This window comes from Amycolatopsis sp. NPDC059021, from assembly GCF_042739895.1.
Classification (GTDB): Bacteria; Actinomycetota; Actinomycetes; order Mycobacteriales; family Pseudonocardiaceae; genus Amycolatopsis.
The window spans coordinates 13,727-27,941 of record NZ_JBHYIQ010000121.1 but is presented as its reverse complement, the minus strand read 5'-3'; the positions used below and the strand labels follow the sequence as shown (position 1 = coordinate 27,941).

Genomic DNA, 14,215 nt, shown 5'->3' with positions numbered 1-14,215 from the left:
TGCCTAGCGTGTCCTATGGGGCCGGGGGGCGCACATCCGGCCCCGGAACGCCGTGACGGCCTCCTTCACAGCGGTGAGCGCTGTGAAGGAGGCCTTCACGGAACATCGCGACCCGGAGGTCAGAGGCCGAGCTCGTCCTCGAAGTTGCCCTCTTCCAGACGCTGCTTGATCGTCGTCAGGAAGCGGCCCGCGTCGGCGCCGTCCACCAGGCGGTGGTCGTACGTCAGCGGCAGGAACGCCATCGACCGCACGGCGATGGTGTCGTTGCCGTCGGCGTCGCTGACGACCACCGGGCGCTTGACGACCGCGCCGGTGCCGAGCATCCCGGACTGCGGCTGCACGATGATCGGCGTGTCGAACAGCGCGCCGTTGCTGCCGATGTTCGTGATGGTGAACGTGCCACCGGTCAGCTCGTCCGGCTTGATCTGGCTCGCCCGCGCCCGCGCCGCCAGATCGGCGATGCGGTGCGCGAGACCGGCCAGGCTCAGCTCACCCGCGTCGTGGATGACCACCGACAGCAGACCCTTGTCGGTGTCCACCGCGATACCCAGGTGCACCGCACCGTGGTAGGTGATCTCCTTGGTGTCCTCGTTGTAGGACGCGTTGACGTTCGGGTGCTGCTTGAGCGCCTCGACCGTGGCCTTCGCGAAGAACGGCAGGAACGTCAGGTTGACGCCCTCGCGCTCCTTGAAGGCCGCCTTCGCCCGCTGGCGCAGCTTGGCGATCTTGGTCACGTCGACCTCGTGCACCTGCGTCAGCTGCGCCGAGACCTGCAGGGACTCGCGGGTCTTCGTCGCGGTGATCTGCCGGATCCGGTTCGCCTTCTGCACCGTGCCGCGCAGCGCCGCGATCTCCGGGGAGACCGGGGCGGCCGCCCGCGGGGCGGCGGGAGCGGCAGCGGCGGCCGGAGCCGACGGGGCCGCGGCGGCGGGTGCCGGGGCGGCGGCCTTCTGCTTGGCCTCGGCCGCCGCGAGCACGTCCTGCTTGCGGATGCGGCCACCGACGCCGCTGCCGGTCAGGCTCGCGAGGTCGATGCCGTGCTCGGTCGCCAGCTTGCGGACCAGCGGCGTGACGTACGGGCCGTCGGCCGCGCCGTCCTTCGCCGCGGCGGCCGGAGACGGCTGCGCCGGGGCCGCCTGCGGAGCCGGGGCTGCGGGTTGGGCCGCGGGGGCCGGGGCCTGCTGCGCCGGTTCCGGCTTCGGCTCGGGCTTCGGTTCCGGCTTGGGCTCCGGAGCCGGGGCGGCGGGCTGAGCGGGCGCCGCGGCGGGCGCGGCACTCGCGTCGCCGACCACCGCGAGCACACCGCCGACCTCGACGGTCTCGTCCTCGCCCGCCCGGATCTCCAGCACGGTCCCGGCGACCGGGGACGGCACCTCGGTGTCCACCTTGTCGGTCGAGATCTCCAGCAGCGGCTCGTCGACCGCGACGGTGTCACCGACCTGCTTCAGCCACCGGGTGACGGTGCCTTCGGTGACGCTCTCGCCGAGCTCGGGCAGTGTGACCTCGGTGCCCTGGGCCTGGCCGCTCGAAGCGGGCGCGGCGGCGGGAGCCGGGGTTTCGGCGGGGGCCGCCTCCTGGGCGGGCTCCGGTTCGGGCTGGGCTGCGGGGGCTTCGGCGGCGGGCGCGGAGGAAGCCGGGACGTCGCCGGTCCCGTCGTCGATGACGGCGAGTTCGCCGCCGACCTCGACGGTCTCGTCCTCGGCGGCGCTGATCTTCACGACCGTGCCCGCCACCGGCGAGGGCACCTCGGTGTCGACCTTGTCGGTGGAGATCTCGAGCAACGGCTCGTCGACCGCGACCGTGTCGCCCTCCTGCTTCAGCCACCGGGTGACGGTGCCTTCGGTGACGCTCTCCCCGAGCTCCGGCAACGTGACGGTGTAGGCCATCGTTCGCTGACTCCCTTGATATGTCTTGCTTGGTCTGATTGTGCTGGTGAGACGTCAGCTGTGCACGTGCAGCGGCTTGCCGGCGAGGGCAAGGAACGCTTCACCGAGGGCCTCGGTCTGGGTGGGGTGCGCGTGGATCAGCGGGGCGACGTCCTCGGGGAACGCTTCCCAGCTGTAGATCAGCTGCGCTTCGCCGATCAGCTCGCCGACCCGGTCACCGACCATGTGCACGCCGACGACCGGACCGTCCGGAGCCTTGACGAGCTTGACCCCGCCGGAGGTCTTGAGGATCTGGCTCTTGCCGTTGCCGCCGAGGTCGTAGGTGAACGTCGTGACGTCCGCGCCGTAACGCTCCTTGGCCTGGGACTCGGTGAGCCCGACCGAAGCGACCTCGGGGTGCGAGTAGGTGACCCGCGGGATGCCGCTCTCGTCGATCACGCGCGGGTTCAGCCCGGCGATTTCCTCGGCGACGAAGATGCCCTGCTGGAAGCCGCGGTGCGCGAGCTGCAGGCCGGGGACGATGTCGCCGACGGCGTAGACGTTCGGCAGATTGGTGCGCAGGCGGTCGTCGGTGAGCACGAAACCGCGGTCGATCTTGACGCCCGCCTCCTCGTAGCCGTGCCCCGCCGAGTTCGGGCCGCGGCCGACGGCGACCAGCAGCAGGTCGGCCTCCAGCGTCTCGCCGGATTCCAGCGACACGCTCACGCCGTTGTCGTCCTGCTTGGCGCCGGTGAACCGCACGCCGGTCTTGAAGGCGATCTTGCGGCGCCGGAAAGCGCGTTCGAGCTGCTTCGACGCGAACTCGTCCTCGTTCGGGACCAGCCGCGGCAGTGCCTCGACGATGGTGACGTCGACACCGAAGGAGGCCCAGACGCTGGCGAACTCGACACCGATCACGCCGCCACCGAGGACGACGACCTTCTTCGGCACGTAGTCCAGCGAAAGCGCCTGCTCGCTGGCGATGACACGCCCGCCCAGCTCCAGACCGGGCAGCGTGCGCGAGTACGAACCGGTGGCCAGGATGACGTTCTTCCCGGTGTACCGGGTGCCGTCGACCTCGACGGTGGTGCCGCCGACGAAGGTGCCGGTGCCCTCGACGAGGTTCACCTTGTGGGCCTTGGCCAGGCCCTGCAGGCCCTTGTACAGACGGGCGACGATGCCGTCCTTGTACTTGTTGACCCCGGCGATGTCGATGCCCTCGAAGGAGGCCTTGACGCCGAACGTCTCGGCATCGCGGGTCTCGTCCGCGACCTCCGCGGCGTGCAGCAGGGCCTTGGTCGGGATGCAGCCCCGGTGGAGGCAGGTCCCGCCCAGCTTGTCCTTCTCGATCAGCGTGACGGAGAGGCCCAGCTCGGCAGCGCGGAACGCCGCGGCGTAGCCGCCCGACCCGCCTCCCAGGATCACAAGGTCGGCGGAGGTGTCGGTCACTTCAATAACTCCTCGGCAAGCGGTGGGTGGTGCTCTGGCGTCACACGGGCGCGGTATAAACGCGCGCGCGACACCGCCATCTTGTCACTACGGTGATCGGGCTTGCGAGCTAGCCGGGTGTGGCGACACCGACCACACGCGGCGCCCGGGATAATGGAGCTGGACGTGACCCGGAAGTGAGGTGGTCGAGGTGGGGATCTTCGACTCGCTGCGCCGCCGCGGCAAGGGCGGCCAAAAGCCCGGTACGCTGCGGAAAGCCAACTCGACCGACACCAGGCATCTCGAGGAGTGGGCGGGGTCCCGCCACGGTGTCGAGGCCTACGTGGAGCCACGCACGACCGTAACCGAGACCACCGTGGTGTTGATCGCACACGATGGTGAATGGACCCGGCGCCGGATCGGCAGTCTCGAAGCGGCGCAGCAGTTCGGGCGCCGGCTCTCGATCCCGGTGTACGAGGTCGCCAGGGTCGGCTACCCGAAGCGGATGCGCGAGTACACCGAACGCAAGAAGCGCGGCCAGGCCTGAGCCCCGGTCCCCGCCGGGATCAGAGGGTGATCATGGCGACGACCTCCCCTTCGTGGATCTGCCCGGTCTTGCGGAAACCCAGCCGGAGGTAGAACTCCTCGGGCCCGCCCTCGCCGGGCACCCAGAGCACCGACGCCTCCTTCTGCCCGCGTCTTCGCGCTTCGTCGAGCACCGCGTGCACGCCGAACCGCCCGTACCCGCGGCCCTGCTTCCCGGCCGCGATGTTCAGCCGCCAGAGCCCGCAGCGGAAGAACTCGACCGGCGACGCCGGGTCGAAGCCGCCCATGACGAACCCGACCGGTTCGCCGTCGTCGAGGATCAGCCGGGGCCAGGCGACTTCGGGCTGCGCGTACGCCTCGGCGAGCGATTTCGCCACCGACGCGACGAAGCGCCGCTGGTGCTTCTCGACGGCGATGTCGCACGCCTTGCCGACGTTGTCCGGAGTGATCTCGGCCAGGGTGAGTGTGGTCACGATCACAAGCTAGCGAGGACCACCGACAGTTTCGGATCGGTTCACGCCGATTGGGCCAGCAGAGCCAGATGGTGTTCGAGCAGGACGCGGAACGCCGGGTACGCCGTGCTGCCGAACACCGGGTCGACCTCGACGGCATGCCACCGGTCACCGGCGCGGGCCAGCAGGACGATCGCCGGTTCGGCGAGCACCACGACGTCGTCCACGACCCGGAGTTCGCCGGTGCCGAGCAGGCGCGGGAAGACGACGTCGCCGGGCAGTCCGTCGCAGGTGAGCAGGAAGTCCCGGTAATCGTCCGGCAGCCGCAGGCCGAGCCGCAGTTCGGCGGCCTCGATGGCGGCCGGGGTGGCGGGCGCGGGGGCGGTGCCGGTGCCCCGGAACCGGAGGATCCGGGAGATCAGTTCCGCCCAGGTCCCGATCTTCGGCGGATAGCGTTCGTACAGCGCCGCGACGAGGGCGTCGGCGCAGCGGGACGGCCATTCGGCTCCGAGACCGAGCGGGTCGGCGCCGGCGGCGAGCCGCGGTGCGAGCGCTCGCGAGGCGGCCAGCATCGCGACGTCCGGGCGGGCCTGTTCGGCGGCCAGCGTCGCCCAGCCCGGAAGATCGTGCGCGGCGATCGCCGACCGGAGCTTGTCCGGGCGTGAAGGCGCGAGCTTCCCGGCGATGCCGGACACGACGCTCGCCGCCGGTGAGTCGCCGAGGACGCTGTCGAGATCCGACACTGGGCGAAGCAGCGACGCGGTGTGGGCCCGCTCTTCGGCGTCGAGATCGAGCGGCGGCAGTTCCTCCGCCCAATCCGGCCGCGTGCCGCGGGCTTCGAACAGCATCGCCCAGGCGCGGGCGCGGACCTGGCTTCCGGCGAGCGCGGTGACCGGGCGCTCGGTGAGCGTCCGCCACTGCGTCACGAGCCGGTCGGCCTCGGGGGCGGCACCCGCCGTCGCGAGCAGGAGCGCCGTGTAGCCGATCCGTTCGTCGAGCACGGCTTCGTCGGCGGTGAGGACGTCGCGTACCGCCGATTCCAGAAACTCGCCCGGGTCCATGTGCGCGACCTTGCCATAAATGCCGTGAAGGCCTCCTTCACAGCGGTGAGCGCTGTGAAGGAGGCCTTCACGGAACGTCGGAAGCTCAGCCCTGCTCGGCGATGTCCGCGAGCACCGCGGAGATCGTGCGCACCGGGACACCGGTGCCGCCCTTGCCGGTGTAGCCCCACGGCGAACCGGTGTTGAACGACGGGCCCGCGATGTCGATGTGCGCCCAGGGCAGGCCCTCGGCGACGAACTCGCGCAGGAAGATCCCGGCCGCGAGCATGCCGCCCCAGCGGTGGCCGGTGACGTTGGCCAGGTCGGCGAGGCGCGAGTCGAGTTCGCCGCGCAGCTCCTCCGGCAGCGGCATGGCCCAGCCGCCCTCGCCGGTCTCCTGTGCGAGCTTCGCGACGCGGTCGCGGAACTCGTCCGAGCCCATGATCCCGGCGGTGCGGTTGCCCAGCGCCACCACCTGCGCGCCGGTCAGCGTCGAGGTCTCGATCAGGTAATCCGGGTTCTCCTCGGCGGCGCGCACCATCGCGTCGGCCAGCACGAGCCTGCCCTCGGCGTCGGTGTTGAGCACCTCGACGGTCTTGCCGCCGTACATGCGGAGCACGTCACCAGGCCGGTACGACGTCGCCGACGGCAGGTTTTCCGCCAGCGGGATGTGCGCGACGACCTCCAGCGGCTGCTTGAGCTTCGCCGCCAGCACGACCGAGGCGAGCACCCCGGCGGCACCGGACATGTCCGAGGTCATGTGGTCCATGTTCGCGGCGGGCTTGATCGAGATACCGCCCGAGTCGAACGTGATGCCCTTGCCGACCAGCGCGACCTTCTTGGCCGCCTTGGCGGGCTTGTAGGCGACGCGCACCAGGCGCGGCTGGCGCGAGGAGCCGCCGCCGACGCCGAGGATGCCGCCGAAGCCCTTGCGCTTCAACGCCTTCTCGTCCAGCACCTCGAACTCGAGGCCGTTCGCCTCGGCCAGCTTCTGGGCACGGGCGGCGAAGGAGGCCGGGAACAGGTCGTTCGGCGGGGTGTTGATCAGGTCGCGGGCGATGATGACCGCTTCGGCGGTCGCGGTCGCGGCCTTCAGCGTCGCCTTGTGGTCCTTCGCGGCGCCGTCGGCGGGGTTCGCGAAGTCCACTTTGGACACCGGGGCGTCGCCGGCCTCGGAGCGGTACTCGGTGAACACGTACGCGCCGAGCACGGTGCCCTCGACGGCGGCCCGCAGGTCCAGCTCGGAGAGCGTGACGAACGCGCGGTCGGTGCCTGCCAGCGCGCGGGCCGCGGCACCGGCGGCGCGGCGGACCTGCTCGGCGGTGACGGCGCCGTCGGCGTCCGCCTTGCCGAGGCCGACCGCGAGCACGATCGACGGCGTCAGCTTGCCCAGCGTCGGCAGCTTGACGACCTCTTCGGCCTTCCCGCTCGCGCCGAGCGTGGTGAGGACCTCGGCGAGCTTGCCGTCGAACGCGCTGTCGGCGGCCGAGGCGCCGGAAGCGAGCACCGGCCCGTCCTCGCCCTGCAGGGTGCCGATCACGACGACGTCCGCGCGCGTCTTGGCGAGGGCCCCTTCGGAATTCTCGGAGAGGGCGAGCTTGGGCACGGTCACGGTGTGGCTCCTCGTGCGGTCTTGTCGGTACCGGACGGTGGCCCGGTCGGATCGTGAGCCATGCTAATGACAAGAGGAGCCGGAAGGGAAAGGGGTTCTCGTGCGCCTCGGTGGCGGATTGCCGCTCGCGCTCGCCGTGGGGGCCGCGAGTGCCGGTTACTGGGTCCTCGCCGCGGTCGTGCTCGCCGCGCTCCTCGCCGGTCTCGCCGCGCGTCTGCCCCGGCTCGACGACGAAGGTCCCGAACGGTACGTCGCCTGCTTCGCGCGGCTCGCCGCCGTTGTCGTCCAAGCGACCGCGTTCGGTGTCTACGTCGTGCCCGCGTACCCGGGTTTGGCCGCGGCCGCCCTCATCGTCGTGGTCGTGGCCGCGGACTTCGCCGGAATCCGGCTGCCTGTGGCCGTGGCCCGCGGGGTGACGGTGGTGCTGCTGGCCGCGGCGTTCGTGCTGGTGGCGGTGTGCGTCGTCGTCGCGCCGGTCGGCACCCGGCCCGCGATCGGTTCCCCCGAACCGTCCGGTGTCCTGGTGGCGCTGCTCGTGGTGTTCCCGTTGCTGCTGCCGCACCGCGCCGACCACGCCGGGCGGCGGACGGCGGCGCTCGCGGTGGTCGCGCTCCTGGTCACCGCCGCGGCGCTGTACCAGCTCGGGGCCGTCCGGCTCGGCCTTTCGGCGACGTCGATGCGGGATCTGCTCGCCGCCGCCGACGCCGGGACCCTGCAGCCGCTGCTCACCGTCGTGCTGGTGCTCGCGACTCTGCCCGCTTCGCTCGCGACGTTCACCGAGGCCCGTGAACGGATCGCCCCGGGGCGAGGGACCCCGGCGCTCGTGGCCGGGTTGCTCGCCGCGGCGGGCGCAGCGGTGGCCGGTCCGTTCGCCGCGCTGGTGGCCGCGGGACTGGGAAGCGTAGTCGAGCTGCTACTGCGTGTACGCGCGAGCAGGTACCGTGGACGACGTGTGTGATCTCCGCTGGCGCCCGGGACAGACGGTGGTGGAGCGCTTTCTGCGGCCCGACGGCAGTGTCGGGCAGCAGCATCCGCTGAGGGTGCTTTCCGACGACGGCCGCGTGCTGCTGGCGTGGCTCCCGGCGGGCACCGCGATCATGGCCAGCAGGCTCGCCGACGGGCGGCCCCTGCGCGAGGCGCCGTTGAGCGAGCGGTTCCGCCTGCCCCGGACATCCGTGCCGTCGATCTGGCACGAGACCTCGACACTGCGGCGCATCGCCGACGACGAGTGGTCCTCGGTGTGGTGGTTCTTCGACGCGGCGGGCGGTTTCCAGGGCTGGTACGTCAACCTGGAGGTACCGCTCGGGCGGACCGCGGCCGGCCCGGACCGCATGGACGGCATCCTCGACCTCGTCGTCACGCCGGAGGGTGGCTGGCGATGGAAGGACGAGGACGAGGCGGGCGCGGCGGTCGAGGCGGGCAGGCTCACCCCGGCACAGCTGGACCGGCTGCGTGCCGAGGGGGAGCGGGTCGGCGGGCTGGTCGAGCGCGGGGACTACCCCTTCGACGGGACCGGCACGGACTTCCGCCCGGAGCCCGGCTGGCCGGCGCCCGTGCTGCCCGGTTAACCCGCGAGGAGGAAGAGCGCGAGGGCGAGGACGGCGTTCACCACCAGCAGGATGACCACCGAGCGGGTCTTCAGCTCCCGCGGGATGACCTTGCCGTGGATCTTCGCCCACCACCAGATGCCGAACCCGGCGGCCACCAGGCCGAGGAACCCGCCGAAGCCGCTGCTGAGCAGGGCCCAGCCGACCATGCCGAGCAGGCCGGCGCCGAAGGTCAGCAGGACCGCGGTGGCGAACGTCTTGACGTCCGTGCCCGCACCGGGGGACTTGGTCTTCGCGGGCTGTGCGGGATGGTAGGTCACGTCGCCATCCTAAGCTGTCTCCCGGCGGTGTGCCGCGAGATCCGGCGAACCGGCGAAAGGCCGGACTTCCGACTAACGCCCGTCCGACTAAGAGCTATTGTCTAACCATGACGACCACGACGCAGTTCTCGCATGTCCCACACCCGAATCCCGCGAGTGCCGACCGCGTCGCGGAAGTATTGGCGAACCCCGGTTTCGGGACGCATTTCACCGACCACATGGTCACCGTGAAGTGGACCGCCGAGCAGGGCTGGCACGACGCCACCGTCGGCCCGTACACGCCGTTCACGCTCGACCCCGCGACGTCGGTGCTGCACTACGGCCAGGCGATCTTCGAAGGCCTCAAGGCCTACCGCCAGCCCGACGGCTCGATCGCCGCGTTCCGGCCCGACGCGAACGCGGAGCGGTTCCAGGCTTCGGCCGAACGGCTCGCGATGCCGAAGCTGCCCGAGGACATCTTCATCGAGTCGCTCCGCGAGTTGCTCGCGGTCGACAGCCGCTGGGTGCCCACGAAGCAGGGCGAATCGCTCTACCTGCGCCCGTTCATGATCTCGACCGAGGCCGGGCTCGGCGTGAACCGGCCCGCGAACGAGTACGTGTACGCGCTCATCGCGTCCCCGGCGGGTTCGTACTTCGCCAGTGGGGTGAAGCCGGTCAGCGTGTGGCTGTCCACCGAGTACGTCCGCGCGGCGCCCGGTGGCACCGGGTTCGCGAAGTGCGCCGGGAACTACGCGGCGTCGTTCGTCGCGCAGGCGCAGGCCGTGGAGCAGGGCTGCGACCAGGTGGTCTGGCTGGACGCGGTGGAGCGGCGCTGGGTCGAGGAGATGGGCGGGATGAACCTGTTCTTCGTCTTCGGCTCCGGCTCGGACGCGCGGGTGGTGACCCCCGAGCTGACCGGTTCGCTGCTGCCCGGCGTGACCAGGAAGTCGTTGCTGCAGCTGGCTTCCTCGCTCGGCTACGCGGTCGAGGAGCGGCGGATCTCCACGGACGAGTGGGAGTCCGCGGCCGCGTCCGGCGCGCTCACCGAGGTGTTCGCCTGCGGTACGGCCGCGGTGATCACGCCGGTCGGGCACGTGAAGCACGCGGGCGGGCAGTTCTCGATCGCGGGCGGGAACCCGGGCGAGCTGACCATGAAGCTGCGTGAGCTGCTCACCGGGATCCAGGAGGGCACGCAATCGGCGCCCGAGGGCTGGATGCTCAAGATGTCCTGATCCGGGTTTCGACGGGGCCGTCTCGAGGGTTTTCCTTGCGGGGCGGCCCCTTTTCGCGGCTTGAGTGTCCTTTGTGGATGGTGGCGTGCTGAAGGGCGCCTTCGGTGCGCGCGATGCGCTGAAGGTGCCCTTCAGTGCGTCCAACGCACTGAAAGCGCCCTTCAGCACCCGGCCCGGCCCGGCCCGGCTCGTCGCGAACGACGCGTTGGGGACGTTCAACGTCTCGTACGCGTCGTTGGGGACACCACGCCAGTGGTGCTGCCCGCGGTTGTCCACACGCCCTCCGCGTTGTGGACAACCTCCGCCCGAAACCGGCGAAAACGCGGGTTTGTCGTACCCCGGCGGTAGAATGGATGTCGGGGTCGCCCCCGGAGAGGGTGGGGGACACCCCCACGTAGCGAGAAGTCCGGTCAGGGGGCGGGGGCCGGGACCAGGGGGCCGCTGACGCCGGACTGGTCGTGGGTGGCCATCTCCGCCATGACACGGGCCGCCATCGCCAGCAGGGGCAGGGCCGCCACGGCGCCGGTGCCCTCGCCGAGCCGGACGTCCAGGTCCAGCAGCGCGCCGAGATCAAGGTGTTCCAGCGCGAGCGCGTGTGCCGGTTCGCCGGTCAGCTGCCCGGCGACCCACCAGCGGCGGGCGCCCGGCGCCAGCTCCTCGGCGACCAGTGCCGCCGCGGTCACCACCAGCCCGTCGAGCACGACCGGGGTCCGGCGCACGGCGGCCTGGGCGAGGAAGCCCGCCATCGCCGCGATGTCCGCGCCCGTGGCGGTGCGCAGCAGCGCGATCGGGTCGGCCAGCACCGTGCGGGCCCGCCGGAGCGCGTCCCGCACCGCGGACGCCTTGCGCATCCACGTCGTGTCGTCGATGCCGGAGCCGCGGCCGACCACTGCCACCGGCTCGCTGCCGGTCAGCGCCGCGACCAGCACGGACGCCGGAGTGCTGTTGCCGATCCCGAGGTCACCCGCGACGAGCAGGTCCGCGCCGCCGTCGACCTCGGCGTCGGCGATCCGCATCCCCGCCCGCACCGCGGCGAGCACCTCGTCGCCGGTGAGCGCGTCCTCGACGTCGATGGAGCCCGAGCCGCGCCGCACCTTGAACTCGCTGACCGCGCGCATCGCCGACGTCTCGGTGTCCACGGCCATGTCGACCACCCGCACGCTGGCGCCCGCCGCGGCGGCCAGCACGTTGATGGCGGCGCCCCCGGTGAGCATCGTGCCCAGCAGCTGGGCGGTGACCTCGGCGGGATAGGCCGAGACACCCTTCGCCGCGATGCCGTGATCCCCGGCGAACACGACCACGCGAGGCCGGGAGAACGGGCGGGGCGGGGACTGGCCCTGGCAGGCCGCGATCCACACGCCGAGATCCTCGAGCCTGCCCAGCGATCCGGCGGGCTTGATCAGATTGCCGTGCAGGGCGATCGCCGCCGATCGGGCGTGGTCGTCGGGGGCCTCGATCTCGGCGAACTCGATGGGAGTCTCCACGCTCGAAACCCTAGCGCCCGCGGGCCCATCGGGTCCTCGCCGGTGTGCCGGGGCCAGTAGGGTTCGCGCATGCGGGAAAGTCTTCCAGCGCCCACCGCGGCCGGTGTCGTGCTGGCCAGCGGCGCGGGCACCAGGGTCGGCGCGAAGCTCAACAAGGTGTACCTGCCGCTCGCCGGCAGGCGGGTCGTGTCGTGGTCGCTCGACGCGTTCGCCGGGGCGGGCGGCATCGGGGTGCTCGTGCTCGTCGTGCGGCCACAGGACGAGACGCTGGCCGCCGAGGTCGTGGCGCGGCATCCGGGGCCGGTCGAACTCGTGCACGGCGGCGACACGCGTCAGGCGTCCGAACTCAACGCGCTGCGCCATCTCGCGCCCCGCATCGCCGACGGCCGGATCGACGCGGTCCTCCTGCACGACGCCGCCCGCCCGCTGGTGACGGCGAAGCTGATCGACGACGTGCTGACGCAGACCAGGGAATACGGGGGAGCGGTACCCGGTCTCGCCGCGGACGACGTCGTCGCGGTCTCCGGCGACGCGCTGTCCTCGCGCGTACCGGGCGCGATCCGGGTCCAGACGCCGCAGGGCTTCCGCGCCGCGCCACTGCTGGCGGCGTACGAACAGGCCGAGCGGGAAGGGTTCCTCGGCACCGACACGTCTTCGTGCATGGAGCGGTTCTCCGCGCTGCCGGTGCGCTGGGTGCCCGGCAGCGCGGAGAACATCAAGATCACCTACCCGCACGACCTCGTGGTCGCGGACCGGGTGATCACTAGCTCTGGGTGAGCGTGGGGTCGCGCTCGATGACGCCGTCGGGGGCCTCGTCGATCGCGGCCGGCAGATCGGCTTCCAGCTTCACCCCGGACGCCTTGACGTTCTCGTGCACCTGCTCCGGGCGGGAGGCGCCGACGATCGCCGAGGCGACGTTCGGGTTCTGCAGCACCCACGCCACGGCCAGCTGAGCCATGCTGAGCCCGGCATCGGCCGCGAGCGACTCCAGTTTCACCACGCGCGTCAGCACCTCGTCGTCGAGGAACCGCGCGATCATCCGCGACCCGGTCTCATCGGTCGCGCGGGAACCCGCCGGCGGTGCCTGACCGCCGTCCACTCCGAGACGCCGATGTAGAGCACCTTGCCCTGGCGGACCAGATCCGCGAACGCGCCGAACGTCTCCTCCAGCGGCACCGTGTGGTCGAACCGGTGCGCCTGGTGGAGGTCGACGTAGTCGGTGCCGAGCCGCTTCAGGGAGGCGTGCGCCGACTCCATGATGTGCTTGCGGCCCAGCCCCTTGTCGTTCGGGACGCCGGGGCCGGTCGGCCAGAAGACCTTGGTGAAGATCTCCAGGCTCTCCCGCCGCTGCCCCTTCAGGCCACGTCCGAGCACCCGACTCCGCCGCCGCACAGCCTAGGCATAGTTCGTTCGCGCGGCTAACGACTTGTGACGTGGCCGGGCCGTCAGTTCGGGATCGGGTCGCCCGGCTTGAGCCGCGGCTTGGGCACGCGCAGCTTGCGGATCTGGCTGGCGCGCACGAACGCGTACCAGCCGACCGACCGGCCGTTGATGGTCTCCTTCGGGAACCGCTCCCTGGCCAGCTTCGCGATCTTGCGGCCGTTGACGAAGCCCTCGATCGCCATCACCAGCAGCATCGCGGTGCACAGCAGCGTGACGTACTGCTGCGCGGCGGGGTAGGGCACGAGCAGGGCCACGAACACGAGGATGGCCAGCGGCATGAACAGCCCGAGCAGGTTGCGCCGCGAGTCCACCAGGTCCCGGACGTAGGCCTTGACCGGCCCGCGGTCACGGGGCAGCAGGTACTTGTCCTCGCCCGCCATCATCCGGTCACGGCGTTCCTTGGCGGCGGAGCGGCGCTCCTCCTTGCTGACCGGGTTGGCCTTGCGCAGCTCCTTGTTGCGCTTCATCGCCTCGCGCATGGTGGTCGGCGGCGGGGCGACCGGTCCGCGCCGCTTGCCCTCCGCCTCCCGCCGCTTCGGGGTGGCCTTGCCCTTGCTCGGGGTGTAGGCCTTCTTCCCCTGGACGTCGACGGCGTCCGCCTCGGCCGATTCGGCTTCGGTGGCGGTGGTGTCAGCAGAGCTGCGGCGCAGGAACCTCACCTCACCAGGGTATTGCAGGCGTCACGGCGCCGTTCACCAGGTCGATCGATATGCGACCATGGAGGGGAACACATCGGGACCCTGCCGTGTTGTACGTAGTGCACCAGGAGTACCCGCAGGAAGTTCGACCAAGAGGGAGTGCCATGACGACCGCTGAGCAGACCGGCGCTGGTACCGCCGAGGAGACCCACGGCGTGACGTTGACCGACGCCGCGGCCGCCAAGGCGAAGGCGCTGCTCGAGCAGGAGGGCCGCGACGACATGCACCTGCGCATCGCCGTTCAGCCCGGCGGCTGCGCGGGCCTGCGCTACCAGCTGTTCTTCGACGAGCGCGAGCTCGACGGCGACCTGTTCCGCGACTTCGACGGCCTGCGTGTGGCCGTTGACCGGATGAGCGCGCCGTACGTGTCCGAGGCCGTGATCGACTTCGTCGACTCGATCGAGAAGCAGGGCTTCACGATCGACAACCCGAACGCGACCGGGAGCTGCGCCTGCGGCGACTCGTTCCACTGACGCGCCGCGCCTGCCGACAACGGAGAAGGGGGGGGGGTGGGGGGGGGGGGTGGGGGCCGCGGAGCGGGTGGTGTGTGTGGGGTGGGTGTTGTTCAG

The 14,215-nt window shown here is 71.4% G+C and carries 14 protein-coding genes and 1 pseudogene; 6 read left to right on the top strand and 9 right to left on the bottom strand.

The genetic code is table 11. The features are described 5' to 3' along the window. Positions 1 to 119 precede the first annotated feature (119 nt). Both sucB and lpdA read right to left on the bottom strand, forming a co-directional pair. Positions 120 to 1,886, bottom strand: a complete 1,767-nt coding sequence (sucB, locus tag ACFWX1_RS42120) for a 2-oxoglutarate dehydrogenase, E2 component, dihydrolipoamide succinyltransferase (RefSeq protein WP_378395495.1) — start codon at positions 1,884 to 1,886, stop codon at positions 120 to 122. Positions 1,887 to 1,940: 54 nt separating this feature from the next. Continuing rightward, positions 1,941 to 3,314 carry a dihydrolipoyl dehydrogenase gene (gene lpdA / locus ACFWX1_RS42115; protein WP_378395494.1) on the bottom strand — a complete coding sequence of 458 codons (1,374 nt, stop codon included), beginning with the start codon at positions 3,312 to 3,314 and terminating at the stop codon, positions 1,941 to 1,943. 181 nt (positions 3,315 to 3,495) lie between these two features. Here lpdA and ACFWX1_RS42110 point away from each other — a divergent pair, with 181 nt between their 5' ends. Further along, positions 3,496 to 3,840: an oxidoreductase gene (locus ACFWX1_RS42110; protein WP_378395493.1), complete on the top strand. Its 345-nt coding sequence runs from the start codon at positions 3,496 to 3,498 to the stop codon at positions 3,838 to 3,840. A 19-nt stretch (positions 3,841 to 3,859) separates the two neighbouring features. Here ACFWX1_RS42110 and ACFWX1_RS42105 read toward each other — a convergent pair whose 3' ends face one another. The 3 genes from ACFWX1_RS42105 to ACFWX1_RS42095 all read right to left on the bottom strand — a co-directional run bounded on the left by ACFWX1_RS42105 (position 3,860) and on the right by ACFWX1_RS42095 (position 6,943). Next, the gene (locus tag ACFWX1_RS42105; RefSeq protein ID WP_378395492.1) at positions 3,860 to 4,312 is read right to left on the bottom strand and encodes a GNAT family N-acetyltransferase; all 453 of its coding nucleotides are present in this window, start codon (positions 4,310 to 4,312) and stop codon (positions 3,860 to 3,862) included. A 41-nt stretch (positions 4,313 to 4,353) separates the two neighbouring features. Further along, entirely contained in the window at positions 4,354 to 5,352 is a 999-nt protein-coding gene (locus tag ACFWX1_RS42100; protein WP_378395491.1) for an SMI1/KNR4 family protein, read from the bottom strand. An 85-nt stretch (positions 5,353 to 5,437) separates the two neighbouring features. Continuing rightward, positions 5,438 to 6,943 carry a leucyl aminopeptidase gene (locus ACFWX1_RS42095; RefSeq protein ID WP_378395490.1) on the bottom strand — a complete coding sequence of 502 codons (1,506 nt, stop codon included), beginning with the start codon at positions 6,941 to 6,943 and terminating at the stop codon, positions 5,438 to 5,440. A 100-nt stretch (positions 6,944 to 7,043) separates the two neighbouring features. On the opposite strand from ACFWX1_RS42095, the gene ACFWX1_RS42090 reads away from it, so the two are divergent. Together ACFWX1_RS42090 and ACFWX1_RS42085 are read left to right on the top strand one after the other, a co-directional pair. Further along, positions 7,044 to 7,901, top strand: coding sequence for a sulfatase (locus ACFWX1_RS42090; protein ID WP_378395489.1), 858 nt, complete (start codon positions 7,044 to 7,046; stop codon positions 7,899 to 7,901). Continuing rightward, a complete protein-coding gene (locus ACFWX1_RS42085) occupies positions 7,894 to 8,511 on the top strand; it encodes a DUF402 domain-containing protein (protein ID WP_378395488.1) in 618 nt (205 codons plus the stop codon). Before ACFWX1_RS42090 ends, ACFWX1_RS42085 begins: the two co-directional genes overlap by 8 nt. Here ACFWX1_RS42085 and ACFWX1_RS42080 read toward each other — a convergent pair. Continuing rightward, on the bottom strand, positions 8,508 to 8,810 hold the full coding sequence (locus tag ACFWX1_RS42080; RefSeq protein ID WP_378395487.1) for a hypothetical protein: 303 nt from the start codon (positions 8,808 to 8,810) through the stop codon (positions 8,508 to 8,510). The two genes, ACFWX1_RS42085 and ACFWX1_RS42080, sit on opposite strands and share 4 nt — an antisense overlap. 107 nt (positions 8,811 to 8,917) lie before the next feature. Between ACFWX1_RS42080 and ACFWX1_RS42075 the strand changes: the two genes are divergently transcribed. After that, complete coding sequence (locus ACFWX1_RS42075) at positions 8,918 to 10,021, top strand: branched-chain amino acid aminotransferase (protein WP_378395486.1); 1,104 nt, start codon at positions 8,918 to 8,920, stop codon at positions 10,019 to 10,021. A gap of 410 nt (positions 10,022 to 10,431) precedes the next feature. Here ACFWX1_RS42075 and cobT read toward each other — a convergent pair whose 3' ends face one another. Then, the gene (gene cobT, locus ACFWX1_RS42070) at positions 10,432 to 11,505 is read right to left on the bottom strand and encodes a nicotinate-nucleotide--dimethylbenzimidazole phosphoribosyltransferase (protein WP_378395485.1); all 1,074 of its coding nucleotides are present in this window, start codon (positions 11,503 to 11,505) and stop codon (positions 10,432 to 10,434) included. A gap of 69 nt (positions 11,506 to 11,574) precedes the next feature. Between cobT and ACFWX1_RS42065 the strand changes: the two genes are divergently transcribed. Next, positions 11,575 to 12,282, top strand: coding sequence for a 2-C-methyl-D-erythritol 4-phosphate cytidylyltransferase (locus ACFWX1_RS42065; RefSeq protein ID WP_378395484.1), 708 nt, complete (start codon positions 11,575 to 11,577; stop codon positions 12,280 to 12,282). Here ACFWX1_RS42065 and ACFWX1_RS42060 read toward each other — a convergent pair. Together ACFWX1_RS42060 and ACFWX1_RS42055 are read right to left on the bottom strand one after the other, a co-directional pair. Beyond that, positions 12,269 to 12,879, bottom strand: a pseudogene (locus tag ACFWX1_RS42060) (aldo/keto reductase); the annotation flags it as partial. The gene ACFWX1_RS42065 and the pseudogene ACFWX1_RS42060 overlap by 14 nt on opposite strands. Positions 12,880 to 12,950: 71 nt before the next feature. Further along, the gene (locus tag ACFWX1_RS42055) at positions 12,951 to 13,607 is read right to left on the bottom strand and encodes a DUF3043 domain-containing protein (protein WP_378395483.1); all 657 of its coding nucleotides are present in this window, start codon (positions 13,605 to 13,607) and stop codon (positions 12,951 to 12,953) included. Between the two features lie 143 nt (positions 13,608 to 13,750). Here ACFWX1_RS42055 and ACFWX1_RS42050 point away from each other — a divergent pair, with 143 nt between their 5' ends. Then, on the top strand, positions 13,751 to 14,119 hold the full coding sequence (locus tag ACFWX1_RS42050) for an iron-sulfur cluster assembly accessory protein (RefSeq protein ID WP_345403340.1): 369 nt from the start codon (positions 13,751 to 13,753) through the stop codon (positions 14,117 to 14,119). Positions 14,120 to 14,215: the final 96 nt, after the last annotated feature.

Excerpts from the sequence above, each read along its gene's own strand:
- ACFWX1_RS42075 (WP_378395486.1), top strand. The coding sequence starts at position 8,918 with ATGACGACCACGACGCAGTTCTCGCATGTCCCACACCCGAATCCCGCG.
- sucB (WP_378395495.1), bottom strand. The coding sequence starts at position 1,886 with ATGGCCTACACCGTCACGTTGCCGGAGCTCGGGGAGAGCGTCACCGAA.
- ACFWX1_RS42065 (WP_378395484.1), top strand. The coding sequence starts at position 11,575 with ATGCGGGAAAGTCTTCCAGCGCCCACCGCGGCCGGTGTCGTGCTGGCC.
- ACFWX1_RS42050 (WP_345403340.1), top strand. The coding sequence starts at position 13,751 with ATGACGACCGCTGAGCAGACCGGCGCTGGTACCGCCGAGGAGACCCAC.
- ACFWX1_RS42100 (WP_378395491.1), bottom strand. The coding sequence starts at position 5,352 with ATGGACCCGGGCGAGTTTCTGGAATCGGCGGTACGCGACGTCCTCACC.